Source organism: Marinobacter sp. L-46 (genome assembly GCF_056859535.1).
Genome location: NZ_JBSXOP010000049.1, coordinates 63,310 through 86,518 on the forward strand (window position 1 = coordinate 63,310; position 23,209 = coordinate 86,518).

Here is a 23,209-nt window from a genome sequence, read left to right on the forward strand (position 1 = left end):
CATGCCGGATAAACGCACCACCCTTGCCAACAGCAGCCTGCTGGTTTTGCTGCTACTGGCGGTGATCACATCGCTATCGATGGGCACCGTTCAGGTCCCACCACCGGATGTTCTGCAGTCCCTCATGGGCAACGCAGACCCAATGACCGCCTTTGTCGTCAATGAACTGCGTCTTAGCCGGGTTGTTGCCGGCCTGCTCAGCGGCGCAGCCCTGGCCATGGCCGGCTGCCTGATGCAGACCCTGGCCCGGAACCGCCTGGCCACGCCGGGCATAATCGGTATCGATAACGCCGCCACTGCCTTTGCCGTAGCATCCGTGGTGGGTGTGGGCCTGTCGCTGGCCCCCTCTGCCATGGCCCTGGCCGGTGCTGCCTGCGCTACTGCCATCGCCTTTGGCCTGGCCGGCGCCAACGGCACCCGGGGCTACCGGTTTATTGTGGCCGGCATCGGCATTGGCGCCATCGCTGGCGCGGTCACCCAGGTGATGCTCAGCCGGGTGGCCATCGACGCTGCCAACGCCGCCTATCCGTGGACCGTGGGCAGCCTGAATGCCCGCTCCGGCAACAGCGTGCTGGTACTGGCTATCGGCCTGGCCGCCGGCTATGCCATCCTGATGTTGATCAGCCGGGCCCTGAATACCTTGCAGTTTTCCGATGCTGTAGCGATCGCCCTGGGCACCCGCCTGAAAGCGACCCGTATTCTGGGGCTGGCGCTGTCGGTGTTGCTCACCGGCCTGGCGGTGTCTGTATGCGGCCCGGTGGGGCTCATTGCCCTGTTGGCACCGGAGCTGGCCCGAACCATCTGCCGGCCCGGCAAGGTTCCGTTGACGGCCTCGGCGCTGGCCGGAGCCACTTTTATGGTGGCAGCAGACCTGCTCGGGCGCACCCTGTTTTCGCCACTGGAAATTCCGGTGGGCATCATTACCGCCATTGTTGGCAGCCCCTACCTGCTGTGGATTCTGCTGAAACCTTCCCGAAGGAGCCTGACATGAACCCTGCACAAACCGCGACCCTGGCGGCAGACAGCATTACCCTGGCCCATCGCCAGTTCACCGTGGCCGAAAACCTGAGCGTGACCCTGCCCACTGGCAAGGTGACCGCCATTGTCGGCCCCAACGGTTGCGGCAAATCCACCCTGCTGAACGGCCTGGCCCGCATCCACGCACCGGCAAAGGGCTCGGTGCTGCTGGACGAACCCACCTCGGCTTTAGACCTGGGCCACCAGATTGAAGTGTTTGAACTGATTCGCACCCTGAGCGGGCAAGGCAAGACCATCGCCATGGTAGTGCACGACCTGGCCAGCGCCTGCCGCTATGCGGATCACATGGTGGCCATGAAAGCCGGGAAGATTATTGAGGAAGGCACTCCCGCGGAGATTGTCTCGCCGGAGCTTGTGCAGGACCTTTACGGGGTAAGCTGCGACCTGATTCAGGACCCCGCCACCGGCAGCCCGCTGCTGGTGAATGTGCGGCGCAACAGCAACTTCAGCGCGGCCTGAACCTCAGACCGCAGCCTCCGCCGCCGCTTCTGCGGCTTTCTCCCGGGCCACTGCCGCCGGGGCGCCCAGTGACAGCAACACTGCTCCCACTGAGCAGGCAAGCATACTCAGGGCAATCGGCAGCAACGCTTCACCCCCGAATGCCGCAGACAGGGCGCTGATGGCACCGGCCAGGGTAAACTGGGACGCCCCCAGCATAGCCGCCGCAGTGCCGCCCATATGCGGGAAGAACTCCAGGGCATTCGCCATGTTATTGGGCACAATACCGCCCTGACAGCCCACCGCGGCGATAATAAATCCGGCCACCGCCCACAAGGGTCCGTCCATCATAACCACCGCAACCAGGCCAAGCAGCATCACGAACTGGATAACCACCTGCACCCGCAGCAAAACCACCGATGAGAAGGTGCGCAGCAGTGGCCGGTTGACCAGGTTCAACACCGCCATCAAGCCAATGTTGGCAGCAAACAGCATGGAGAAGGTGCTGTTCGACAGCCCGAACCACTCCTGGTAGATGAATGACGAATGGGTGATAAACAGCATCATGCTGCTGAAGCTCATTACCTGGATGCCGATAAATCGCATGGTGGTGCGGTGCCTGAGCACCAGCATGTAGTTGGTCACCAGGGTTTTGACGGGAGTTGTTGCCCGGGGCCGGGGCCGGGGCTTGAGACGGGGAAACAAAGCCAGCTGAAGCACCACGGCCAGGAAGAAGGCGTAGCCGGCCAGGAATACATAGATCAGGTGCCAGTCGCCCAGCGCCAGCATAAGGGCACCAAGGGACGGTGCCGCCGCCGGGGCAATAAACATGATCAAGCCGATCAGCCCGAACAGCCGGGCGGCTTCCTGCCCGCCAACCTGGTCCCGCACAATGGCCGGTACCGATACGGCACAGAAGGCACCACCGATGCCCTGCACCACACGCCAGGCGATCATGCTGGAGAGGGTGTCGGCCAGAGCTACCATCAGGCTGGCCACCGCAAACACCGCAAGCCCCGCAAACAGGATGTTCCGGCGCCCGTAACGGTCAGACAGCGGCCCACCCACCAGCTGCGCAAGCCCCAGCGTCGCCACATAGGCACTCAGGGTAAGGCCAACATCGGCATGGGGAATACCGAAGCCATCGGCGATGCTGGGAAACGCCGGCAAATACGCATCCAGGGCCAACGGCCCCAGCGCAACGGTCATGCCGAGTAACAGTGCGAGCTGAAAGTGGGACAAAATCTACCTCCTGTGCAAGGTAGATAGCTAACAGTAATTATTATCAAACAGCAATCAGAGTTTTCCGCAAACCCGATTAATTGAGCATACACTCCCGGCTGTATAACTGACTGATCTGGCGCCGTTTTTGCCGCAGCCTGTTGCCCCGGTCATTGCCGTATCCGGCCCTGAGCTGGCCCTGAATCCGGTCCAGCTGCTTTCGGTATTTCTCACACTGTCTGGCCAGTTTTGCGGTTTCCCGGGCCCGGGCATAGCGGTCGTTGGAACCGGGCTCCAGCAGGCGGTCCACTTCAGCCCGGCTCCGGCGCACCTTGTCGGCCTGGCGGATGTTCTCACTCATGGGCACAGTCACCGGCGGCTGTACCGTCACACTGGCATGCCGCTGCTGTTTGGGAGGCGTATCGGAGAAGTGGATGGCGCCGTTGGCATCCGTCCAGCGGTAGATCTCAGCGGTCGCGGGTGTTGCCAGCGCCACACATAGCAGGCTCAGGGCCAGGGTCCTTGGCATGGGTTCACATCCTGTGAATTGGTCAGTAAAGCGCCCCGCCGATGGGAACGGCGGGGCCGGAGCGCAGGGACTATACCCTAAAATGCAGGCAGGTTCAGGGGCGCCGTTAACGGTCCAGCAACTCGATCCAGTGGTTAACCGGCACTTCCGCCTTGCTCTCCAGGTGCAACTGGCAACCAATGTTGGCCGTTACAATCCGCACCGGGTTATCCATCGTTAGTGCTTTCAGCTTGTTGTCCAGCAGCCTCTGGCTCATTTCCGGCTGGGTGATGGAATAGGTGCCGGCCGAGCCGCAGCACAGGTGCTTGTCTCTGGTGGCAGCAAGCTCAACGCCAGCCCTGGCGAGCACCTGCTCCACTACCCCGCTTTGCTTCATCGCGTGCTGCAGTGTGCACGGACAGTGGAACGCCACCTTACCGGCATTGGCACTGGCCTTCAGCGGTTCAAGGTCCTCTTTCAACAGGAAAGCACCCAGATCTGTGCAGAGTTCACTCACCTTTCGGGCCTTATTGGCATAGACCGGGTCATCCCGCAGCAAATGACCATAATCCTGGACCATGGCACCACAGCCAGAAGCTGTCATGATGATGGCTTCCGCCCCGGCTTCAATGGCTGGCCACCAGGCATCAATGTTGCGGCGCATCTGCTCCAGGCCACGCTCATGCTCGGACAAATGATAGTTCACCGCGCCACAGCAACCGGCCTCCGGGGCTTCCACCATGGTGATGCCAAGCTTGTCCAGCACCCGGGCAGCGGCGGCGTTGGTGTTGGGTGCAGCCGACGGCTGAACGCAACCAGCCAGGGCCAGCACTACACGGCTGTGACTGGAGGCTGGCCACGGACTGGCCTGCCGGCGTGGCGGCACCTTGGTACGCAGCTTTTCCGGCAACACCGGCCGGAACGCCTGGCCCACTCGCAGCATGAGCCCGAACAGCCGGCGGTCAGGCAGGAGGCGGGTCAGTGCCCAGCGCAGCCATTTCTCCCGGGGTTTTCGGGGTAACTCCTTGTCGATCAGGCCGCGGCTGATATCCACCAGTCGGCCATACTTCACACCCGACGGACAGGTGGTTTCGCAGCTTCTGCAGGTCAGGCAACGGTCGAGGTGCTCGCGGGTTTTCTCGGTAACCTCACCGCCTTCCAGGAACATCTTCATCAGATAGATGCGGCCACGGGGGCCGTCTCGCTCGTCGTTCAGTTCCTGGTAAGTCGGACAGGTTGCGGTGCAGAAGCCGCAATGCACACAGGCCCGCAGAATCTCTTCGGCTTCCTGGCCTTCCGGGGTGTTGGCGAAGTGTTGAACCAGATTCGTTTGCATAATTACAACCAGCTGTAGAGGCGACCGGGGTTGAAGATAGCGTCGGGGTCGAACGATTTTTTCACGCGCTGCTGTATGGTTTTCAGGGCCTGGGGCTGGCCGTGCATCACCTCGCCGGTGCGATCTCCACCCCGGAACAGGCTGACCTGGCCGCCCGCAGCCCGGGCCAGGGGCTCCAGCTGATCAAGGGAAGCCTGGCCACGATACCAGCGCTGGGAGCCAGCCCAGTCGATCATCCAGGGGCCGTCCAACTCAGGCGTTTTCGCGGTAGAGTCCACGGAGAAACGCCACAGGGGCAGTTCCGGGTCATCAAAGAAGGGGTGCTGCATGTCCTGCACCTGCCGCCAGAACTGCTCGCCGTCCGCCAGAACCTGGCCACCCCATTGCTCCGCGGTCGCCTCAACGGCAGACTTTGCACCGGCCAGACGCAGGTAGACCTTGCCATCCACCCAGCAGGCACCGGTAATCGGTTTGGGTTCACCGGCGCGGAGGTTCATGTATTCCACCACCTCGTCCATGGTCATCTCACGCACCAGGGTTGTGGTAGCGGCCGGCTTGGGCATGACTTTCAGACTGATCTCGGTGATGACGCCAACGGTTCCCATGGCACCGGCCTGCAAGCGGGAAACATCGTAGCCCGCCACGTTCTTCATTACCTGGCCACCAAACCGCAGGTGCTCGCCCTTGCCGTTCAACAGGCGAATACCCAGTACCTGATCCCTGACCGAGCCAGCCCAGGGCCTGGCAGGGCCGGACAGGTTACAGGCCAGGGTGCCACCAATGGTGGAGGCATCCCCGAAATGCGGTGGTTCAAAGTGCAGACACTGGCCCTGCTCCGCCAGCACCGCTTCGATCTCTTTCAGGGGGGTGCCTGCGCGTACCGTCAGTACCAGCTCCACCGGATGGTATTCCACCACGCCGGTGTGTTCGGCCAGACTGAGCGTGCCTGCTTCAGCGCTGCCCTGGCGCCCCATGAACGATTTCGTTCCACCACCTACAATGTTGAGTTTCTGCCCGTTACTGCGGGTCTGGAGCACCTGCTCCTGTAACGTTTGAATCTGATCAGCCATGGGCAGCATCCGCCTGTTGGTGCTTGTGTTGCTTGTGCTCGATGGATCGGTATTCCTGGCAGAATTTCAGGGTGGGCACCCCCTTGCCCGGGTTCAGAATGCCGGTGGCATCGAAGGCCGCTTTCACCTCGTGGAACTGCTGCAGCTCTTCATCATTGAACTGCACGGCCATCTGGCGGATCTTCTCCACACCCACGCCGTGTTCACCGGTAATGCAACCACCCACTTCCACACACAGCTCCAGAATGGCGCTGCCGAAGGCTTCTGCCTTGTCGAATTCGCCGGGTACGTTGGCATCAAAGAGAATCAGCGGGTGCAGGTTGCCATCGCCGGCGTGAAACACGTTGGCCACACGCAGGCCGAACTCTTCAGACATCTTTTCCATTTCCAGCAATACCCTCGCCAGGTGCCGGCGCGGAATGGTGCCATCCATACAGTAGTAATCCGGCGAAATCCGACCCACCGCCGGGAATGCCGATTTGCGGCCTTTCCACAGCAGCGCCCGCTCCTCTTCACTTTGAGAGGTTCGGATAGACGTGGCTCCAAGCTTGCGGAACAGGGCTTCGGCCTCTGCGATGTGCTCGTGCACTTCCTCTTTCGTGCCGTCCACTTCACACAGCAGCAGGGCTTTGGCGTCCCTTGGGTAACCGGCGCCACAGAAATCGTCGGCGGCGATAATGGCGTGGCCATCCATCATTTCCAGGCCGCCGGGAATAATGCCGTGGGAAATCACGCCACCCACCGCATCGCCGGCTTTTTCGATACTGTCAAAACCCGCCATGATCACCTGGGCCACTTCCGGCTTGGGCAGCAGCTTTACCTTCACCTCGGTGACGACACCCAGCAAACCTTCAGAACCGGTCAGTAAGGCCAGCAGGTCCATGCCGCAACTGTCCAGGCCATCACTGCCCACCGTCACCCGGTCACCCTCGGCAGTGATCATTTCCACACTCAGGATGTTGTGTACGGTCAGGCCGTACTTAAGACAGTGCACACCGCCGGAATTCTCCGCCACGTTGCCGCCGATGGTACAGGCAATCTGGGAGGATGGATCCGGGCCGTAATAAAGGCCGTATTGGGCCGCTTCTTCACTGATGGCCAGGTTGCGGACACCAGGCTGCAGGCGTGCGGTACGCCCCACCGGGTCGATGTTCAGAATCCGGTTGAACTTGGCCAGCGACAGCACCACCCCCTCTTTATGGGGCATGGCGCCGGCGCACAGTCCGGTACCGGCGCCGCGGGCCACCACCGGCACGCCGTGTTCGTGGCAGATGCGCATCACCCGCTGCACCTGTTCTACCGTTTCCGGCAGAACAACCAGCATGGGCATTTCCCGGTACATGGCAAGGCCGTCGCACTCATAGGGCCTGAGGGTTTCGTCATCCGTGATCACGAAATCCGGGTCGATAAAGGCTCGGAACTGCTCAGCCAATGCCGACTTGCTGACCTTCGCTCTGGTAGTCATAGCATTCTCGAATGTTGGTTAGCGATTGCTAAGAAAGTAGTCGATACCGGCCTGAGCACAATCCATATCCTGCCGGGGCGTACCGGAGCTCAGGCCAATTCCGCCGACCACCTCGCCATCCACGATCACCGGCAAGCCGCCACCCACGGTGCTGAGCCGACCGCCCACTTCGGTGTGAATCCCAAAGGCCAGATTGCCGGGCACGTTGGCGGCATTGTAGTCATGGGTTGCTTTACGTGCGGCTGCGGCGGTAAAGGCTTTGTCCTGGGCGATGATCACGCTGGTGGTCTTGCCGCCATCCATTCGCTCGAAGGCGACCAGGTTGCCGGATTCGTCCACGACGGCAATGCACATGGGTACGCCAATATCCCGGGCCTTGTCTGCGGCGCCTTTGATCAGCAGGCGGGCATCACTGATGTCCAGGCGTTTGATGGTCATCATGGTCATCACCTCTATACGTTACTTGTTGTCTCGGATAACCGGAAATACTCACCGCACCGTGGCAACACGTCTATCTTTTTCATTACTGGTCCGACCAGTTTGTTGCACGCAGATTTTTGGGAAACCGGCTAACCCTGCATGATTCATGGGGTTTGTCGGCATTGGCAAACTTGGCGTAAACTGCTCTGTATAACCCGAAACTGGTCAGACCAGCAGAAAAGTCATGGGCATATCCAGAGAAATCTCCTACAAACTCGAACACCTGATTCTGGAAGGCGGGCTGGCCCCGGGCCAGAAAATTCCTTCTGAGCGCCAGCTGGTGGCCCGGCTTGGCGTATCACGCTCGGTCGTACGGGAGGCCCTGCACGAATTGCAGGCACGGGGTGTCATTGAAACCCGCCACGGCAAGGGATCATTCGTGGCCAGTATCGTTCCGGAATCCGGCACCTCCGGCAGCAACAGCCCGCTGATGTACCTTTATCAGGGCCACACCCGCACCCTTTACGACCTGCTGGAAGTGCGCGAACAGCTGGAAGGCCAGGCCGCTTTTCTGGCCGCCCAGCGCGCCACCAACCAGGACCGGCACCGACTGACCCAGGCCTTCCGCGCACTGGAAGCCACCGACCCGCTCAGCAATGCGCGACCGGATCATCGCTTTCACCATGCCATCGTAGAGGCGTCCCACAATCCGATTCTTGTGCACATCCTGGATGGCCTTAAGAACATGATGCTGCTGACCGTCCAGGCGTCGGTGTCTAATCTCAATCCGAGAGAGGATATGCGCCGTACTATCATGCGCCAGCACCGGCAACTGTATGAGGCCATCATGGCCTCAAAGCCAGACCAGGCCCGCAAGGTTGCGACTGCCCATGTGCGCTTTGTACGGCACACCATGAAGGAGATGGAGAAAGAAGGGGACAAACTGCTGCGCATTCCCGCACCGGAAGAACTGGAAGCCCTGATGACAGAATCGACGGATGCCTGAAGCCGCAAAATGCTTGCATTGATCAATGATTACGCCAGAATGACCTTCAGGAAACTGCTGCTATTTTCACCAAAACCCTACAAAGCGGTATTGATTTCCACGGCTACAGTCCGTAAAACATGCGCCTTTGAATGACAGCCCCCAGGAGTCACCCCATGGCGGAACCCGCGCCTCTGATTTGCAGGGACATCCACAAGACCTTTGATCAGCTTGAAGTCCTCAAGGGCATCTCTCTGGAAACCCGCAAGGGCGACGTGGTTTCCCTGATCGGCAGCTCCGGTTCAGGTAAAAGTACCTTTCTGCGCTGCATTAACCTGCTGGAAACACCCACTTCCGGCGACATTATCGTGCACGGTGACCCAATCCGGTTCAAAAACAACCGCAAAGGCGAGCGCATTCCGGCCGATAACCGGCAGGTAGAACTGATTCGCGCCCGGCTTTCCATGGTCTTCCAGGGTTTTAACCTGTGGTCCCACATGACCGTTCTGGAAAACATTATAGAAGCCCCGGTGAATGTCCTGAAAATTCCTAAAAAGGAAGCCATCGAGCGGGCCGAGGCGTATCTGAACAAAGTCGGCATCTATGAGCGCAAGGATTACTACCCGGCCCAGATGTCCGGCGGCCAGCAGCAGCGTGCGGCCATTGCCCGTGCCCTGGCCATGGAGCCGGAAGTGATGCTGTTTGACGAACCCACCTCGGCCCTGGACCCGGAGCTGGTGGGCGAAGTATTGAAAGTTATGCAAAGTCTGGCCGAGGAAGGCCGCACCATGATTGTGGTTACCCACGAGATGGCTTTTGCAAGGGATGTGTCTACTCAGGTCCTGTTCTTGCATCAGGGCGTGATTGAGGAGCAGGGATCGCCGGACAAGGTGTTCGATCACCCGGAATCCGAGCGCATGAAGCAATTTCTTGCTCCCAAGTTCTGAATGCCGGTGCTATCTTGAAACCGGTAACGGAACTGAAACTTCCACAAGGAATAAAGCCTTAACGGCAAATTACTGCAGAAGTGACACATGAAAAAACTGATTGTTGCAGCAAGCTGTGCCCTGGCCATGATGACCGGCACCGCCCAGGCCCAGGATCTGCGGATCGCCTTTGATGTTCCCTACGAGCCGTTCGAGTACCGCGATGACAATGGCGAACTGACCGGCTTCGAAGTTGAGCTGGCCACCGCCATGTGCGAAGAACTGCAGGCCAACTGCGAGTTCGTTATCCAGGCGTGGGACGGCATGATTCCCGGCCTGCTGGCCCGTAAATTCGACCTGATCATGTCTTCCATGTCGATCACTCCGGAGCGCGCCGAGCGGGTACTGTTCTCCGAGCCGTACTACATCACCCCGGGCGGCTGGTTCGGCCCTGAGTCTTTCAACACTGACGTCACCGATATGGACGCCATGAAAGACAAGACCGTGGGCGTGCAGCGCGGCACCACCATGGACACCTACGTAACCGAGAACATGGGTGGCGTGGTGAACATCAAGCGCTACACCACCGCTGAAGACATGGTCCTGGACCTGGAAGGCCAGCGTCTGGACGTGGTTTTCGTAGACTATCCGGTGGGTGAGCAGACCGTTCTGAACAAGGAAGGCTACAAGGAAGTGGGCGAGCCGGTTAAGCTGGGCGAAGGTGTGGGCGTTGCCATGCGCAAGCGTGATGCCAAGCTGGCTGACGACGTGAACGCGGCCCTGAAGAAGCTGAAAGAAGATGGTACCTACGACACCATCATGCAGAAATACTTCAACTACGACATCAAGATTTAACCTGACCCCGGGAGCAGCCTGATGGCTGCTCCCCTGCTTTCCGGACATTCCCATGCTTGATCTGAAAGGCTATGGCCCGGCCCTCGCTGAAGGCGCTGTGGTTACCATTGAACTGGCCTTCTTCTCACTAGCACTCTCCCTCACTCTGGGCCTGCTTGGCGCCTCGGCGAAGCTCTCTGGCAGCCGGGTGCTGACCGGTGTCGCCACCGCCTACACCACGCTGATTCGTGGCGTGCCAGACCTGGTGATGATGCTGTTGTTCTATTACGGCGGCCAGGTAGCTGTGAATGCCCTGTCGGACTATTTGTGGGAAACCCATGAAATCGACTTTTTCTTCCAGTTCGATCCGTTCATCTCTGGCGTGGTGACCATCGGGCTGATTTTCGGCGCCTATATGACGGAAACCTTCCGGGGCGCGTTCCTGGCCGTTGAGAAGGGCCAGATCGAGGCCGCCAGGGCTTATGGTTTTTCCACCTGGCACACCTTCCGCCGAGTGATGATTCCGCAGATGCTGCGCCATGCCCTGCCCGGCATCGGCAATAACTGGCAGGTGCTGCTGAAAACGACTGCGCTGGTGTCGATCATCGGCCTGACCGATATGGTGCGGGTGGCGGAAGAAGCTGCCAAGGCCGAGCGCATGCCGTTCCACTTCTTTATTCCGGTGGCGGCGGTTTATCTGGCGCTGACGGCGGGTTCGGAGTTGTTCATCAAGTGGCTCGACAAGCGGGCCAATGTCGGCGTGGTTCGGGGGAATTAAGTGATGCCTGATTTCATTGCCGAGTGGCTGAACCAGAACGATATTTTTAATGCCATGACCCTCATGGAGTACTGGGATGGCCTGGTCACTACGGTGCACCTGGTGTTCCTGTCGCTGTTGATCGGTCTGGTGGTGGCGGTGCCGCTGGCGATTCTACGCACCGTGAAGAATCCGTTCGTGTCTGGCCCTATCTGGCTGTACACCTATCTGTTCCGCGGCACGCCGCTGCTGATCCAGCTGTATATCATTTACTATGGTGTGGCCCAGATTCCGGGTATTCAGGACACTTTCTGGTGGGAGATTTTCAAGGAGCCGCTGTACCCTGCCCTGCTGGCGTTTACCCTGAATACCGCCGCCTATACCACGGAGATTATCCGGGGGGCGATTATTTCCACGCCCAATGGCGAGATTGAGGCGGCGAAGGCTTACGGTATGAACTGGTTCCTGCGGATGCGGCGGATTATTCTGCCGAGTGCGGCGCGGCGGGCGGTTCAGGCATACTCGAATGAGGTGATTTTTATGCTTCATGCGAGTGCGATTGCCAGTGTGGTGACGATTGTGGATCTTACGGGGGCGGCGCGGAATATTTATTCGCGGTTTTATGCTCCTTTTGAGGCGTTTATTTTTGTGGCGCTTTGCTACATGGCTTTGACGTTTATTCTGGTGTTTGTTTTCCGCAAACTGGAAAATCATCTTTTGCGGCATCAGCGGCCCATAAACTCCTGAGTTCAAATTCCTGATTCCTGGCGGCCGGCATTGGTGCCAAGGCCAGCCAGCAGGGAGCGCCTTCCGGGAACCGCTACGAGCACATCCATGTGCGCTTCTCTCAGGCCATCCTTGGCCTTCGAAATTCCCGGAAGGCGCTCCCTGCCGGCTGTCCCCAAACATCTGACGGGGCTTCCTGTTTCGCCTCTTCTCTGCGGAGAGTCTATGAACGCTTCAAACCATCTCTTTGACTTCCACCCCGACTGGCTGGCTCACACCCTGGCCTCTGCCTCCTCTGACCTACCCGAAACCAAGCGACAGCTGCCGGACGGAACACAGGTTTCACGGAAGGCCAACGGCGTGTTGTGGCTGACGCCGCCGGCCGGGCGGGAGAATGTGAACAATGAAGCGCTGATTGTGTCGGCCGGGGTTCATGCGAATGAGACGGCGCCGATTGAGGTTTTAAACGGGTTGGTGTCGGAGTTGTTTGCCGGGGAGTGGCAGCTGGGGTGTCCGGTGTTGCTGATTCTGGGTAATCCGCCGGCGATGGTGGCGGGGCAGCGGTTTGTGGATGTGAATATGAACCGGCTGTTTAACGGGGCTCACGGGCAGGCGAAGTATAAGGGGTTGCCGGAGGCGCGGCGGGCGCAGTTTCTGGAGGAGATGTGCCGGCAGTTTGCGATGGCGCATCATGGGCTGGCGTTGAGTCACTATGATTTGCATACGGCGATTCGGCCGTCGAAGCGGGAGCGGTTTGCCTTGTATCCGTTTGTGCCGGGGCGGTCGGTGCCGGCGGCTCAGTGTGAGTTTTTGCTGGAGGCAGAGGTTGAGACATTGCTGCTTCAGCATCAGGAATCCACGGTGTTTTCGTCGTTTACATCCAGCCTTTTGAAGGCCGAGAGTTTTACGGTGGAGCTGGGTAAGGTTGAAGCGTTCGGGCGGAATGATTTGCGACGGTTTCGGGGTATTGAGCGGGCATTGCGTCGTCGGTTTTCTGGAGCGGCCGCACCACAGGCCCGGCCGCCGTTTGACCGGTTAACGGTGTTCGAGGTGGTGCATGAGGTGTTGAACACGGGGCCGTCGTTCCGGTTTCATGTACCGGATGAGGTGGCGAATTTTACCCAGTACCAGCCCGGCACGGTGATCTGGGAAGATGACAAAACCAGCTACCGGGTGGGTACGGCGCCGGAGGCGGTGGTGTTTCCCAATCCCCATGTGCCGGTTGGGCAGCGCGTGGGTTTGATGATTCGGGCGAAGAACGAGTTCAGGGCCGGGTAATTACCCGGCCCTGTTGTCTCAGGCCGGGGCGTTTTCCGGTTCCGCCACCGGCAGTTTGATCACCTTGGTGCACACCGACGGAATCACCAGCAAGGTCAGTACCGTAGAAGCCAGCAAGCCACTGATAATGGCCCAGGCCATGGGTGGCCACAGCGTGGAGCTGGAGAACGCCAGCGGCAGCAGGCCGGCCACGGTGGTGGCTGTGGTCAGCAGGATGGGACGGGTGCGTTGTTCTACGGCGGTGCGCACGGCATCGGCAATGGCCCGGCCTTTTTCCAACTCCCTGTCCATCACATCCAGCAATACAATCGCGTTGTTCACCACAATGCCCACCAGCGCAATCACCCCCAGTAACGACTGAAAGCCGAACGGAGAGCCGGACAGCACCAGCCCCGGGAAGATTCCCACGGTGGCCAGCGGCACCGTCAGCAGGATGATGCCAACCCGACGGAAGGAGTTGAACTGCAGTAGCAGGAAAAACAGCAGCAACAGGATGCCGATGGGCGCTGCGGTCAGCAGGGCACTGTTGGCATTGTTGGAGCCTTCGGCATCACCGCCCAGCTCTACCCGGGTACCGGCGGGCAGGGGTTGTTCGTCCAGTGCTGCGAACAAGCCGTCCAGGGCCTGGCTGAAGCTGTAGCCTTCTTCCAGGTTCGCCGTTACCGCATTCACCCGCACGCCGTTTCTCAGGTATCGGGCCGCCGGCTCCCAGGTGGTTTCAACCGTGGCCACGGCCGACAGCGGAATGGCATCCCCCTGGTCGTTGTAGGTGTTCACCGACAACAGACGTGACAGCGACAGCGCGGTGCCTTCCCGGGAGCGCAGGATGATGGGGATAGGATCATCTTCCTGCCGGTAACGCTCGGCCACCACGCCATAGCTCTGGCCGTACAGGCTCTGGGCTACGTCTGCACGGGTCAGGCCGTAACGGGCGGCGGTGGCGTCGTCTACGTTGATGGCAATACTGGGCACACCGATGTCCAGGTCGTGCCGTACGTCGACGGTGCCGGTTACGCCACGCAGCACACTGAACACCTGCTCGGTGGCACGGGCACGGGTAGCGTCATCGGGGTGATAAATTCGCACTTCAACCGGCGCGGTACGCGGCGGCCCCTGCCCCAGGATACCGGCAGAAATATCCAGCTCCGGCACGGTGGGCGCCAGCTCATGGCGAATCCAGTCTACGAGATCTGTGGTGTCTTCGAGTGCCGGCGTACGCACCACCAGCCTGGCCCGGTTAGGCGCCTGGGGCGCTCGTTGCAGGTTGTAGTAAAACGCCGGGCCGGTGAAACCGACAAACCGGTGCACTTCCAGGGTTTCCGGGCGGGCGCGAATGGCCCGTTCCAGCTCCGCAGCGGCCTCAGAGGTTTGGGCCTGGTCGGTGCCTTCGGGCAGATACACTTCCACAATCACCCGGGGCCGGTCTGCGTTGGGGAAAAACTGCTGGGCCATGAACGGCGTCATGCCCACACTGATGGCCACCAACAAAGTGCCCGCGACAATCAAGCGGCCCGGATAGCGATACACCAGGCCACCCAGCGAACGGGCCAGACCCATCAACCGGTCTTTGTGGATATTCTTTCGCGGCCTGAGGAACCGGGCTGCCAGCAGCGGCACGGCGGAAATGGCCAGCAGGTAACTGACCGACAGCGTGAGCATGATCATCACCGGCACACCACGGGTGAAATCAGCCGCACCACCCTTGGCCATCAGCAGGGGCGCGAAGGCCGCCAGCGTGGTGCCGGTAGACGCACCCAGTGGCCCGGCCAGCTCGCCAACGGCCTTGCGCAGGGCATCCAGCCGGCGCATGCCTTCGTCCAGGTGACCCTGGATGTTCTCCACAATCACAATGGCGTTATCAATCAGGATACCTAGCGAGATCACCATGCCGATCACGGCAATCTGGTGCAGCACACCACCGCCCAGGTCGTACAGCCCCACACTGATCAGGGCCACCATAGGCAGGATGGATGCCACCAGCAGCCCCATGCGAATGCCCATGCCGGTAAACACCACTGCTACGATAATCAGCACCGACAGCACCAGGCTCCAGGCCAGGTCGTCCAGCCGGTCGGATACCTTGTCGGGCTGGAAGAACATCTCGCGGATTTCGTAGGGCTCGAAGTCAGCACGTACCTGTTCCAGCCGCTCGCGAATACGCTCGCCGAAACGGATGGCGTCGGTGGAACCTTCTTCCATGATCACCGAAAGCAGCACGACCCGCTCACCATCAAACCAGGTTTCCGGCTGCCGGGGCTCCGCCGGGCCGCGCCAGACTTCCGCGGCTGCCGCCAGGGGTACCTGGGAGCCATCCGGCAACTCGATGGGCGTAGCGCGAATGGCGTCGATATCAGCAAACTCGGTATTGGGAAGAACCGACAACCGCTTGCCTTCCACCACCACAAAGCCCCCGGGGATGGTCTGGTTTCGCCGGGCCAGGGTATCCAGGATGCGTTTGGGCGCTACGCCAAGGCGGTAAAGCGCGGCGTCGTCCAGCGCCAGGGTAATCTGTTCGTCGGCGTCGCCCTCTAGGTCGATACGGGAGATACCGGGAATATCCAGCAGGTTCTGCTTCAGTTTCTCCGCCACACCGGAAAGTTCGGTGACGGACGACGAACCACCCACCGCCAACACCACCGCAGGAATATCAATCAGCCGGTCGTCCAGGGTCATCAGGCCGACATCGTCCGGGAAATCCTGCCGTGCCCGTTCCATGGCCTGGCGCACCCGGTCCCAGGCGCTGTCAGTGTCGTAGATGTGATCACGCAGTTTCAGGCGGGCCAGCGCCACGCCGGTGCGTGCTGTGCCCTGGCTCCAGTCCAGCTCTTCCACCTGGCGCAGTTCATCGGTCAACGGGCGCAGTACCAGGCGCTCAACCGCCTCGGCGCTGGCGCCCGGATAGCTCACAGTCACCATGCCGGCCCGGTACGGAAAGGTAGGGTCTTCCTGGCGTGGCATGGTGCTGTAGGCGGCGATACCCAGCACACAGAGCATGGTCACTACCATGCCCAGCAAGCGCTGGTAATTCAGCAGGCGGCGGGTCATCAGCGCACCTCCACGGTGTCGCCATCCACCAGCCGGGTCATACCGGCATAGACCACCTGGTCACCGGGGTTCAGGGCACCGGTATGGATCATCACCCGCTCGCCGATCACCCGGTCTACTTCCACCGGCACCTTGTAGGCCACGGAATTTTCAACCCGGAACACGCTGGTGCCCGTGCTGTCCCGCATCACCGCCAGCAGGGGCACGGTAACCGCAGATTCCTGAACCGGGGCAATGCCGACCTCCACCGGTTCACCGGCAGAAAGCGAATTCGGCGGCAGGCTCACCAATACCGGATGCAGCTCGCCACGGATGGAACTGCCCTGGGCAATTTCCACCACCGTGCCGGTAGCCGGCTCCCGGTTGCGGTCCTGCACCAGCCAGACCGGCAGCTCCTGCCCGAGCCGCACATGACCCAACAGATGCGCGGGCACCCGCACTTCCACTTCACGGCCCAATGGCGAAGACAGGCGAACCACCGGCTGCCCGGCGGCGACAAATTCGTCCCGCTCTACCAGCAAGGCTTCTACCTGGCCGGCAAACGGGGCTTTCAATACGCTTTCTTCCAGTAATCGGGTGGCTTCCGCCAGGGAGGCCCGGGCCGTGGCCATGCTGGCCCGCAGGGAATCCCGCCGGGCGGCGATCTGTTCCAGGTTCTGTTCCGAGACCACTCCGCGCTGGTGCAAGCGGCTGGAGCGTTCCCATTCCCGCTGGGCCTGGTCGTACTGGGTTTTCAGTTCATCCAGCCGGGCCGCAGCAGAATCCCTTGCCGGTTCCAGGGCCGGGTTATACACGCTGGCCAGCACATCTCCGGCTTTCACCGTTTGCCCCAGTTCCACCGGCCGCTCTTTCAGCGTACCGCTCACCTGAAAAGTCAGGGTGGCCCGTTGGGCCGCCCGCACAATACCGGAGAAGCGCAGCGGAATTTCCACCACCTGGCCACCGGTTACCTCGGCCACCCGAACCGATACCGGCTGGTCTGCAGCCTGTTCGGAGGCACTGCTGTTGCAGCCGGATAAAGACACGACAGCCAGCAGCATGCTGGCCAGAGTTATTGGCAATGAACGCGCGAAGAGAGACATGACTGGTCAGCCCCGTTCCCTGAATAGATGATTTGTTGGCGCCTGTTTCCGTCAGAAGCCGCCGTTGTTTTCCCGACATCATGTCACTCTTTGACAAATTGTCAATAATCGGCTTTTATCCTCTATCAGTTATCATTCAGGCCATGACCACAACACCGGAAGCACCATGAACGAGCCGTTGAAAACACGCAGGGAACGGGAAAAACAGGCAAGGTACGATGCCATTCTGGACGCCGCCGAGCTGGTGTTTTCCGAGAAAGGTTACGAGCGCACCTCCATGGACGACATCGCCCGCACCGCCAGCCTGAGCCGGGCGCTGCTGTATGTGTACTTCAAAGACAAAGCAGCCATTCAGCGCGGCATCATGCTGCGGGCCGGGCAAAGCCTGGTGGAAAGATTCGAGAACGCCCTGAGTACGGCAGATACCGGGCTGGCCCAGATCCGGGCCATGGGGGATGCCTATTACCGTTTTTACCGGGAAGCGCCGGATTACTTTTCAGCCCTGACCAAGGCCTCAACCGCCATGGCAGAGGCGGAGGAAGACCAAGCCCTAGACATGCTGTGCTCGAAGAACGAACTGATGCAGCTGATGGAAGCGGCCATCCACAAGGGCCTGGAAGACGGCACCATGAGCCGGGAGCGCATTGCCTCGCCGGCCCAGACCGCGCTGTATCTGCGCGGTGCCCTGCACGGGGTGATCATGCTGTGCCAGGCAGAAGCGGGGGAAAACCCGGACTTTCCCGCCGACAACCTGATTCATCACACCATGGACATGCTCACTCGCTCGATTGCCAGCTGAAGCCTGTCACAGCTGGAAATCGTAGATCGAGCCCAGCCCCAGTATACCGGTCAGTTCATCCAGGGCCTTGCGCACTTCGTCCAGCAGCATGGGGTCTGCCAGGTCCTGCTGGCTCAGCTCATCCCGGTAGTGGGCATTTACCCACGCGGTCAGGCGTTCGTACAGGGCATCGGTCAGAATTACACCCTGATTGATGGCACGCCGCTCTTCATCGCTCAGCACCACTCGCAGCCGCAAGCAGGCCGGGCCGCCGCCGTTACGCATGGACTGCTTTACATCGAACACTTCCACTGCGGTAATGGGGCCATTCTGTTGCAGCAGGCTGTCCAGGTAACGGCTGACCGACGCTACCTCCCGGCACTCGCCCGGCACCGCCAGCAACATGCCATCCGGGGTATTCAGCAACTGGCTGTTGAACAGGTAAGACGCCACGGCATCTTCAATCGGCACCTCTGCCGCTGAGACCCGCACCGGTTGCAGTTCGGTTCCGGCCAAACGCGCCCGGATATCCGACAGCACTCCGCCTTCATCCAGAAACGCCAGCTCGTGGTAGAACAGACAGCTACCATTACCCACCGCAATCACATCGTTGTGGAACACCCCGGCATCAATGGCCGCCGGGTTCTGCTGGGCGAATACCGCATGGCGGTCGTCCAGCCCGTGCAACCTTGCAATCGCCCGGGAGGCCTCCAGCGTCTGCCGGGCCGGGTACTTCACCGGTGCCGGCGCGCTTTCATTGAACGCCGCCTGGCCATACACAAACAACTCCACTCCGGGGTCGCCATAACCGGCACACAGACGGGTGTGGTTGGCGGCACCTTCATCGCCAAAATGGCTGACCGAAGGCAGGGCCGGATGGTGGGCAAAATAGCTTTCGTCGGTAAAGATCGCCTTCAGTGCCCGCCCGGTCACCCTGTGCTCGATGGAGCGATGGAACTTGGCACTCAGGTTGGCCGGGGTGAAGTGCACGCGGTGGTCTGCGGTATCGGCGCTTGGCGATACCGTGGCGGCATTGGCGGTCCACATGGCCGAGGCAGACGACACCGCCGCCAGGATGGCCGGATCCGCCTGCGCAGCCTGTTCCAGAACCTGCCGGTCGCTGCCGGCAAAGCCCAGGGCCCGCAGGGTGGGAATATGAGGCCGCTCGTGGGGCGGCAGAACCGCCTGAACATAGCCCCGGTCTGCCAGCTTTTTCATCTTGGCGAGGCCCTGCAAGGCTGCCTCTTTGGGGTTGGACACGGCGTTCACGTTAGACTTCGACGCCACGTTACCCCAGGACAACCCGGCGTAATTATGGGTCGGGCCGACCAGGCCGTCGAAGTTCACTTCAACTGCGTGTGTTGCCATCTCTCTCACCTTCGGTGCGGAATTCGTAATTGATCTTTCAGGGGCGCCAGCCGAACCGGGTCTCCGGACTCTACCCGAAGCGCATCTGCCACCTCCCGGGGCAACCGGATGGTATCCGGCTCGATGCAGTCCACGAGGATGGTGGTTACCCGGAAATCCCGGAACGAGCGGTTGGAGATCATCACCCGCTGCTCCGGCGGCACATCGAGATCGACCGGTTTACTCACCACCATGGCGTGCCGGTTGACGGATTCGCGGATACTGCGGATGTTGTGAATGAAGGCTTCCACCACCGGGCCGCCGTCGAAGATATCGACCATGCCGTTAAAGTTGAAGCCCTCGGCTTCCAGCATCTTCAGGGCCGGCAGGGTGTTGTCGTGCACCCGGCCAATCACCGCCCGGGCGCTGTCGGGCAGCATGGGCAAATAAATGGGGTATTTCGGCATCAGTTCAGCAATGAAGGACTTATTGCCCAGGCCGGAAAGCCGGTCCGCCTGGCTGAACTCCATGTCGAAGAACTTGCTGCCAAGGGCATCCCACAGGGGACTCTGGCCATTGGCATCCGATACGCCCCGCATTTCTGCGAACACCTTGTCGGAGAAATGCTTGCGAAATTCGTCCAGGAACATGAACCGGCAGCGGGACAGCAACAACCCGTTGCCGCCGCCCTTGTAATTGTCTGCCAGCAGCAACGAGCAGATTTCGGTGGTGTCGGTCATGTCGTTGGACAGGTGCAGGGTAGGCGTTCGCACGTGCACACCCAGTTCGCGGGAGGCGTTTACGGTCAAGCTCAGGCGATAGTTGTAGAATACTTCCTCGAGCCCGACCCGGGCTTCGATGCCGCTGATGCCCACCGCCTGCCCGGTTTCGGTATCTTCCAGCGCAAACAGGTAAAGGCCCGCTTCGGGGGCACAACGCTGGCTGAAGGAGTCCCGGGCACGGTCGATCTTGCGTTGCAGCAACTCCGTGTCTGCCGGTAGTGTGGTCAGGCCTTTGCCGGCATTCTGCGCCATGGCATACAGGGCATCCAGGTCGTTTTCCTGCAGTGGCCGGATCAACAGCATGTTGGTGCCCACCCCTTTTTCGTGGTCATAGCGGAGAGATCCTCACCCGGTCGCCGGCACTCTTTTCCAGCCCCTTCCAGGCACTGACCGGCACTTTCACATCGTCGGTGAGGGTTTCTGCCATCGGGGTAAGCAGGCACCGGAAATGCTCACCTTCACCGGCCGCAACCAGGCAGTTTTCACCATGCTCGTCGTGGCTGCCATGCAGGGTTTTCGGGTGGCTGGTGATCAGGGTTCGCAGGCCATCCGTGCGGGCCTCCAGAACCGGCCCGCCATCGAAGATATCCAGGTAATTACCGGGCAGAAAGCCTTCCTGCTGAAGCAACTCGTAATTTGCCTGGGTCTGGCGGTGAGGCTGGCCGATGGCGGCCTGGGCGGAGTCGCTCAGCAGGGTGACGTAGATGGGGTTAGGCGGCATCAGCTCGGCGATGAAGGTTTTGCTGAGCTGGCCGGAGTACTGGTCTGCGGTTTCAAAGTCCATGTTGAAGAAGTGCCGGCCCAGGCTGTCCCAGAAGGGTACGCTGCCGTCTTCGTTCTGAACGCCCTGAATCTCCACCACCATGCGCGAGCTGAACCAGTCCCGGTGGCTGGCAATGAACAGCATCCGGGCCCGGGAGAGCAGCTCGAAAGCAGTCGTCTCGCGCAGTTCGGGGCGCAGGCTGAAGGCGCACAGCAAGGTGTGGTCGGTCAGTCCGTGGCTGGGGTACAGCACCTCGACTCGCCGGGAGGTGCCCAGTTCGTGGGAGGCGTGGATCAGGTGGTCGCGGCGGTAGTTGTAGAAGGGTTCGCCGTTGCCGGCCCGGCTGTCTATGCCGGCGGTACCTGCTATCTGGCCGGTTTCGGTGTTTTCCAGCACCAGCAGGATGCGCCGTGGGGTTTTGGGAGCTTGAGCGGCAAGGGACGCCTGGGCGTGGCTGATGAGTTCGGCCAGGCGTTGTTCGGTTTTGGGTAGCGTAGACGACAGCCTGGCGCCCTGGGTTCCGGCTATGTCCAGTATTTGTTGCAGGTCATCCAGTTTTGCTGGACGGACTCGCCACATGGGCTTGCTCCCTCTTCCGGTAAGACATACAACGTCGTTAGCCGACCGGTGCTGAACCGGGAACGCCCTTCCGGAAACCGCTACAAGCACCCGCAAGCGGGTCCAGCCAGCAATCATAGATTGCTGTCGTTCGGCTACGCATGAAGCTTAGCTTCATAAACGCTTGCCTCACCCCTGTGCGCTTCTCTCCGGCCATCCATGGCCTGCGAAATTTCCGGAAGGGCGTTCCCGGCCCATCACCTACTGTGTCATCAACCGTGCAGCTTCGGAATTATGCCGTCAGCTTTTTAACCGCTGCCTCGAAACGCTCCAGCGCTTCTTCAATATCGACTTCCGGGATGATCAGGGACGGCGCAAGGCGAATCACGTTGGCGCCGGCCATCAGTACCATCACGCCTTCTTCCAGCCCGGCGTTAAGGAAGTCCTTGGCCTTGCCCTGCCACTGTTCGGTCAATACACAGCCTAGCAGCAAACCGGCGCCGCGCACTTCGGAGAACACGCCGTAACGCTCGCCGATGTTCATCATGCCTTTGCGGAGCTTGTCGGATCGGGCGTTGACGCCTTTGAGGATTTCCGGCTGGCTAACGGTGTCGATCACCTTCTGGGCCACGGCGCAGGCCAGGGCGTTGCCGCCGTAGGTGCTGCCGTGGGTGCCGACGCCGAGGCTTGCGGCGACTTTGGCTGTGGTCAGCATGGCGGCGACCGGGAAACCGCCGCCCAGGCCTTTGGCGCTGGACAGGATGTCGGGGGTTACGCCGTACATTTCATAGGCGTACAGGTGGCCAGTGCGGCCGACACCGGTTTGCACTTCGTCGAACACCAGCAGGGCGTTGTTTTCGTCGCACAGCTGGCGCAGGCCCTTGAGGAATTCGGGATCGGCCGGCAGTACGCCGCTTTCGCCCTGGATGGGCTCAACCACCACGGCACAGGTTTTCTCCTTGGAGATCAGCGCCTTTACCGAGTCCAGGTCGTTGAAATCTGCGTGATGGATGCCGCCCGGGGCCGGTTCGAAGCCTTCCAGGTATTTATGCTGCCCGCCCACACTGACGGTGAACAGGGTGCGGCCGTGGAAGGCGTTTTTGAAGGAGATGATTTCATGCTTCTCCGGGCCATAGTGTTCCCACGCATAACGACGGGCCAGCTTGAAGGCGGCTTCGTTGGCTTCGGCACCGGAGTTGGCGAAGAATACCCGCTCGGCGAAGGTATGGTCGCACAGGGTTTTGGCCAGGCGCAGAGCCGGTTCGTTAGTCATCACGTTGGACAGGTGCCAGATTTTCTCGGCCTGTTCCTGCAATGCACCAACCAGTCCCGGGTGGGCATGGCCAAGGCTGGTGACCGCAATGCCGCCCTGAAGATCGATAAATTCTCGCCCTTCCTGGTCCCACACGCGGGAGCCCTCGCCTCGCACCGGAATGATGTTTCCGGGGGCGTAGTTGGGCACCATAACTTCATCGAAAAGTTCGCGGGACACGGGTTCTCTGTTCATCGGTTTCTCTCAGTGACTCATTGCTAAGTGACAGGGTGAATCTGCCCATAATACGCCACTCACGGCATAAGAACAGCCGGTTGTGCCAAAGCGGGCAACTCGATGATGCGGTGATGGTTTTTGTCTTTCCCCAGAAGTGCCTTGGCTAGCAGTTTGTAGGAATCCAGGTCGAAGGTGACCGCCTCGTTTCCGGGCTGAAAGTCTGCCAGTTCCTCTTCACTGTGCAGGGTTTGCAGGTGTATCCAGTTGCAGCAGCAACGCACCCAACTCACCGGCGGTTTCTGAGAACTCCACCCTGCGCAGGCTTGAGGCAACAGGACACTTTGACGCTGATGCAGTTCAGAG

22 protein-coding genes are annotated in these 23,209 nt (G+C 60.5%); 9 read left to right on the forward strand and 13 right to left on the reverse strand.

Annotated features, from left to right (window positions below; translation table 11 throughout):
• Position 1 precedes the first annotated feature (1 nt).
• Complete coding sequence (locus AC13DJ_RS06700; protein WP_482934176.1) at positions 2 to 991, forward strand: FecCD family ABC transporter permease; 990 nt, start codon at positions 2 to 4, stop codon at positions 989 to 991.
• Complete coding sequence (locus AC13DJ_RS06705; RefSeq protein ID WP_482934177.1) at positions 988 to 1,497, forward strand: ABC transporter ATP-binding protein; 510 nt, start codon at positions 988 to 990, stop codon at positions 1,495 to 1,497. Before AC13DJ_RS06700 ends, AC13DJ_RS06705 begins: the two co-directional genes overlap by 4 nt.
• Before the next feature lie 3 nt (positions 1,498 to 1,500).
• Here the strand turns inward: AC13DJ_RS06705 and AC13DJ_RS06710 are convergent, their stop codons facing one another.
• The 6 genes from AC13DJ_RS06710 to AC13DJ_RS06735 form a co-directional block, all read right to left on the reverse strand.
• A complete protein-coding gene (locus AC13DJ_RS06710) occupies positions 1,501 to 2,718 on the reverse strand; it encodes a multidrug effflux MFS transporter (RefSeq protein ID WP_482934178.1) in 1,218 nt (405 codons plus the stop codon).
• Positions 2,719 to 2,794: 76 nt separating this feature from the next.
• Complete coding sequence (locus AC13DJ_RS06715; RefSeq protein WP_482934179.1) at positions 2,795 to 3,226, reverse strand: DUF4124 domain-containing protein; 432 nt, start codon at positions 3,224 to 3,226, stop codon at positions 2,795 to 2,797.
• A gap of 106 nt (positions 3,227 to 3,332) precedes the next feature.
• Positions 3,333 to 4,541 (reverse strand): glycolate oxidase subunit GlcF, encoded by a 1,209-nt coding sequence (glcF, locus tag AC13DJ_RS06720; RefSeq protein WP_474540763.1) that lies wholly within the window; start codon positions 4,539 to 4,541, stop codon positions 3,333 to 3,335.
• Positions 4,542 to 4,543: 2 nt separating this feature from the next.
• Positions 4,544 to 5,611 carry a glycolate oxidase subunit GlcE gene (gene glcE, locus AC13DJ_RS06725; protein WP_474540764.1) on the reverse strand — a complete coding sequence of 356 codons (1,068 nt, stop codon included), beginning with the start codon at positions 5,609 to 5,611 and terminating at the stop codon, positions 4,544 to 4,546.
• Positions 5,604 to 7,076 (reverse strand): FAD-linked oxidase C-terminal domain-containing protein, encoded by a 1,473-nt coding sequence (locus AC13DJ_RS06730; protein WP_199457059.1) that lies wholly within the window; start codon positions 7,074 to 7,076, stop codon positions 5,604 to 5,606. The genes glcE and AC13DJ_RS06730 overlap by 8 nt, the downstream gene beginning before the upstream one ends.
• Before the next feature lie 18 nt (positions 7,077 to 7,094).
• Positions 7,095 to 7,517 carry a GlcG/HbpS family heme-binding protein gene (locus tag AC13DJ_RS06735; RefSeq protein ID WP_011786717.1) on the reverse strand — a complete coding sequence of 141 codons (423 nt, stop codon included), beginning with the start codon at positions 7,515 to 7,517 and terminating at the stop codon, positions 7,095 to 7,097.
• A gap of 223 nt (positions 7,518 to 7,740) precedes the next feature.
• Here AC13DJ_RS06735 and AC13DJ_RS06740 point away from each other — a divergent pair, with 223 nt between their 5' ends.
• From AC13DJ_RS06740 to AC13DJ_RS06765, 6 genes are all read left to right on the forward strand, one after another.
• Entirely contained in the window at positions 7,741 to 8,502 is a 762-nt protein-coding gene (locus tag AC13DJ_RS06740) for an FCD domain-containing protein (protein ID WP_199457060.1), read from the forward strand.
• A gap of 155 nt (positions 8,503 to 8,657) precedes the next feature.
• A complete protein-coding gene (locus AC13DJ_RS06745; protein ID WP_058341766.1) occupies positions 8,658 to 9,428 on the forward strand; it encodes an ABC transporter ATP-binding protein in 771 nt (256 codons plus the stop codon).
• Between the two features lie 87 nt (positions 9,429 to 9,515).
• Complete coding sequence (locus AC13DJ_RS06750; protein WP_273133703.1) at positions 9,516 to 10,262, forward strand: transporter substrate-binding domain-containing protein; 747 nt, start codon at positions 9,516 to 9,518, stop codon at positions 10,260 to 10,262.
• Positions 10,263 to 10,314: 52 nt separating this feature from the next.
• Positions 10,315 to 11,019 (forward strand): ABC transporter permease, encoded by a 705-nt coding sequence (locus AC13DJ_RS06755; RefSeq protein WP_474540766.1) that lies wholly within the window; start codon positions 10,315 to 10,317, stop codon positions 11,017 to 11,019.
• Between the two features lie 3 nt (positions 11,020 to 11,022).
• On the forward strand, positions 11,023 to 11,745 hold the full coding sequence (locus AC13DJ_RS06760; protein ID WP_474544025.1) for an ABC transporter permease: 723 nt from the start codon (positions 11,023 to 11,025) through the stop codon (positions 11,743 to 11,745).
• 204 nt (positions 11,746 to 11,949) lie between these two features.
• A complete protein-coding gene (locus tag AC13DJ_RS06765; protein WP_482934180.1) occupies positions 11,950 to 13,002 on the forward strand; it encodes a succinylglutamate desuccinylase in 1,053 nt (350 codons plus the stop codon).
• 18 nt (positions 13,003 to 13,020) lie between these two features.
• On the opposite strand, the gene AC13DJ_RS06770 is transcribed toward AC13DJ_RS06765, so the two are convergent.
• On the reverse strand, positions 13,021 to 16,047 hold the full coding sequence (locus AC13DJ_RS06770; RefSeq protein WP_482934181.1) for an efflux RND transporter permease subunit: 3,027 nt from the start codon (positions 16,045 to 16,047) through the stop codon (positions 13,021 to 13,023).
• A complete protein-coding gene (locus tag AC13DJ_RS06775) occupies positions 16,047 to 17,129 on the reverse strand; it encodes an efflux RND transporter periplasmic adaptor subunit (RefSeq protein ID WP_289103125.1) in 1,083 nt (360 codons plus the stop codon). Before AC13DJ_RS06775 ends, AC13DJ_RS06770 begins: the two co-directional genes overlap by 1 nt.
• Positions 17,130 to 17,295: 166 nt before the next feature.
• Here AC13DJ_RS06775 and AC13DJ_RS06780 point away from each other — a divergent pair, with 166 nt between their 5' ends.
• A complete protein-coding gene (locus AC13DJ_RS06780; RefSeq protein ID WP_482934182.1) occupies positions 17,296 to 17,928 on the forward strand; it encodes a TetR/AcrR family transcriptional regulator in 633 nt (210 codons plus the stop codon).
• Positions 17,929 to 17,934: 6 nt separating this feature from the next.
• On the opposite strand, the gene astB is transcribed toward AC13DJ_RS06780, so the two are convergent.
• The 5 genes from astB to AC13DJ_RS06805 form a co-directional block, all read right to left on the reverse strand.
• Entirely contained in the window at positions 17,935 to 19,275 is a 1,341-nt protein-coding gene (gene astB, locus AC13DJ_RS06785; RefSeq protein WP_482934183.1) for an N-succinylarginine dihydrolase, read from the reverse strand.
• A 5-nt stretch (positions 19,276 to 19,280) separates the two neighbouring features.
• A complete protein-coding gene (gene astA / locus AC13DJ_RS06790; RefSeq protein ID WP_482934184.1) occupies positions 19,281 to 20,339 on the reverse strand; it encodes an arginine N-succinyltransferase in 1,059 nt (352 codons plus the stop codon).
• 25 nt (positions 20,340 to 20,364) lie between these two features.
• Entirely contained in the window at positions 20,365 to 21,378 is a 1,014-nt protein-coding gene (locus tag AC13DJ_RS06795) for an arginine N-succinyltransferase (protein WP_482934185.1), read from the reverse strand.
• Positions 21,379 to 21,649: 271 nt separating this feature from the next.
• Complete coding sequence (locus AC13DJ_RS06800) at positions 21,650 to 22,864, reverse strand: aspartate aminotransferase family protein (protein WP_482934186.1); 1,215 nt, start codon at positions 22,862 to 22,864, stop codon at positions 21,650 to 21,652.
• A gap of 59 nt (positions 22,865 to 22,923) precedes the next feature.
• Positions 22,924 to 23,136 carry a hypothetical protein gene (locus AC13DJ_RS06805; protein WP_482934187.1) on the reverse strand — a complete coding sequence of 71 codons (213 nt, stop codon included), beginning with the start codon at positions 23,134 to 23,136 and terminating at the stop codon, positions 22,924 to 22,926.
• Positions 23,137 to 23,209 lie beyond the last annotated feature (73 nt).

Excerpts from the sequence above, each read along its gene's own strand:
- AC13DJ_RS06700 (WP_482934176.1), top strand. The coding sequence starts at position 2 with ATGCCGGATAAACGCACCACCCTTGCCAACAGCAGCCTGCTGGTTTTG.
- AC13DJ_RS06705 (WP_482934177.1), top strand. The coding sequence starts at position 988 with ATGAACCCTGCACAAACCGCGACCCTGGCGGCAGACAGCATTACCCTG.
- AC13DJ_RS06715 (WP_482934179.1), bottom strand. The coding sequence starts at position 3,226 with ATGCCAAGGACCCTGGCCCTGAGCCTGCTATGTGTGGCGCTGGCAACA.
- glcF (WP_474540763.1), bottom strand. The coding sequence starts at position 4,541 with ATGCAAACGAATCTGGTTCAACACTTCGCCAACACCCCGGAAGGCCAG.
- glcE (WP_474540764.1), bottom strand. The coding sequence starts at position 5,611 with ATGGCTGATCAGATTCAAACGTTACAGGAGCAGGTGCTCCAGACCCGC.
- AC13DJ_RS06730 (WP_199457059.1), bottom strand. The coding sequence starts at position 7,076 with ATGACTACCAGAGCGAAGGTCAGCAAGTCGGCATTGGCTGAGCAGTTC.
- AC13DJ_RS06735 (WP_011786717.1), bottom strand. The coding sequence starts at position 7,517 with ATGATGACCATCAAACGCCTGGACATCAGTGATGCCCGCCTGCTGATC.
- AC13DJ_RS06740 (WP_199457060.1), top strand. The coding sequence starts at position 7,741 with ATGGGCATATCCAGAGAAATCTCCTACAAACTCGAACACCTGATTCTG.
- AC13DJ_RS06745 (WP_058341766.1), top strand. The coding sequence starts at position 8,658 with ATGGCGGAACCCGCGCCTCTGATTTGCAGGGACATCCACAAGACCTTT.
- AC13DJ_RS06750 (WP_273133703.1), top strand. The coding sequence starts at position 9,516 with ATGAAAAAACTGATTGTTGCAGCAAGCTGTGCCCTGGCCATGATGACC.
- AC13DJ_RS06755 (WP_474540766.1), top strand. The coding sequence starts at position 10,315 with ATGCTTGATCTGAAAGGCTATGGCCCGGCCCTCGCTGAAGGCGCTGTG.
- AC13DJ_RS06760 (WP_474544025.1), top strand. The coding sequence starts at position 11,023 with ATGCCTGATTTCATTGCCGAGTGGCTGAACCAGAACGATATTTTTAAT.
- AC13DJ_RS06765 (WP_482934180.1), top strand. The coding sequence starts at position 11,950 with ATGAACGCTTCAAACCATCTCTTTGACTTCCACCCCGACTGGCTGGCT.
- AC13DJ_RS06770 (WP_482934181.1), bottom strand. The coding sequence starts at position 16,047 with ATGACCCGCCGCCTGCTGAATTACCAGCGCTTGCTGGGCATGGTAGTG.
- AC13DJ_RS06775 (WP_289103125.1), bottom strand. The coding sequence starts at position 17,129 with ATGTCTCTCTTCGCGCGTTCATTGCCAATAACTCTGGCCAGCATGCTG.
- AC13DJ_RS06780 (WP_482934182.1), top strand. The coding sequence starts at position 17,296 with ATGAACGAGCCGTTGAAAACACGCAGGGAACGGGAAAAACAGGCAAGG.
- astB (WP_482934183.1), bottom strand. The coding sequence starts at position 19,275 with ATGGCAACACACGCAGTTGAAGTGAACTTCGACGGCCTGGTCGGCCCG.
- astA (WP_482934184.1), bottom strand. The coding sequence starts at position 20,339 with ATGCTGTTGATCCGGCCACTGCAGGAAAACGACCTGGATGCCCTGTAT.
- AC13DJ_RS06795 (WP_482934185.1), bottom strand. The coding sequence starts at position 21,378 with ATGTGGCGAGTCCGTCCAGCAAAACTGGATGACCTGCAACAAATACTG.
- AC13DJ_RS06800 (WP_482934186.1), bottom strand. The coding sequence starts at position 22,864 with ATGAACAGAGAACCCGTGTCCCGCGAACTTTTCGATGAAGTTATGGTG.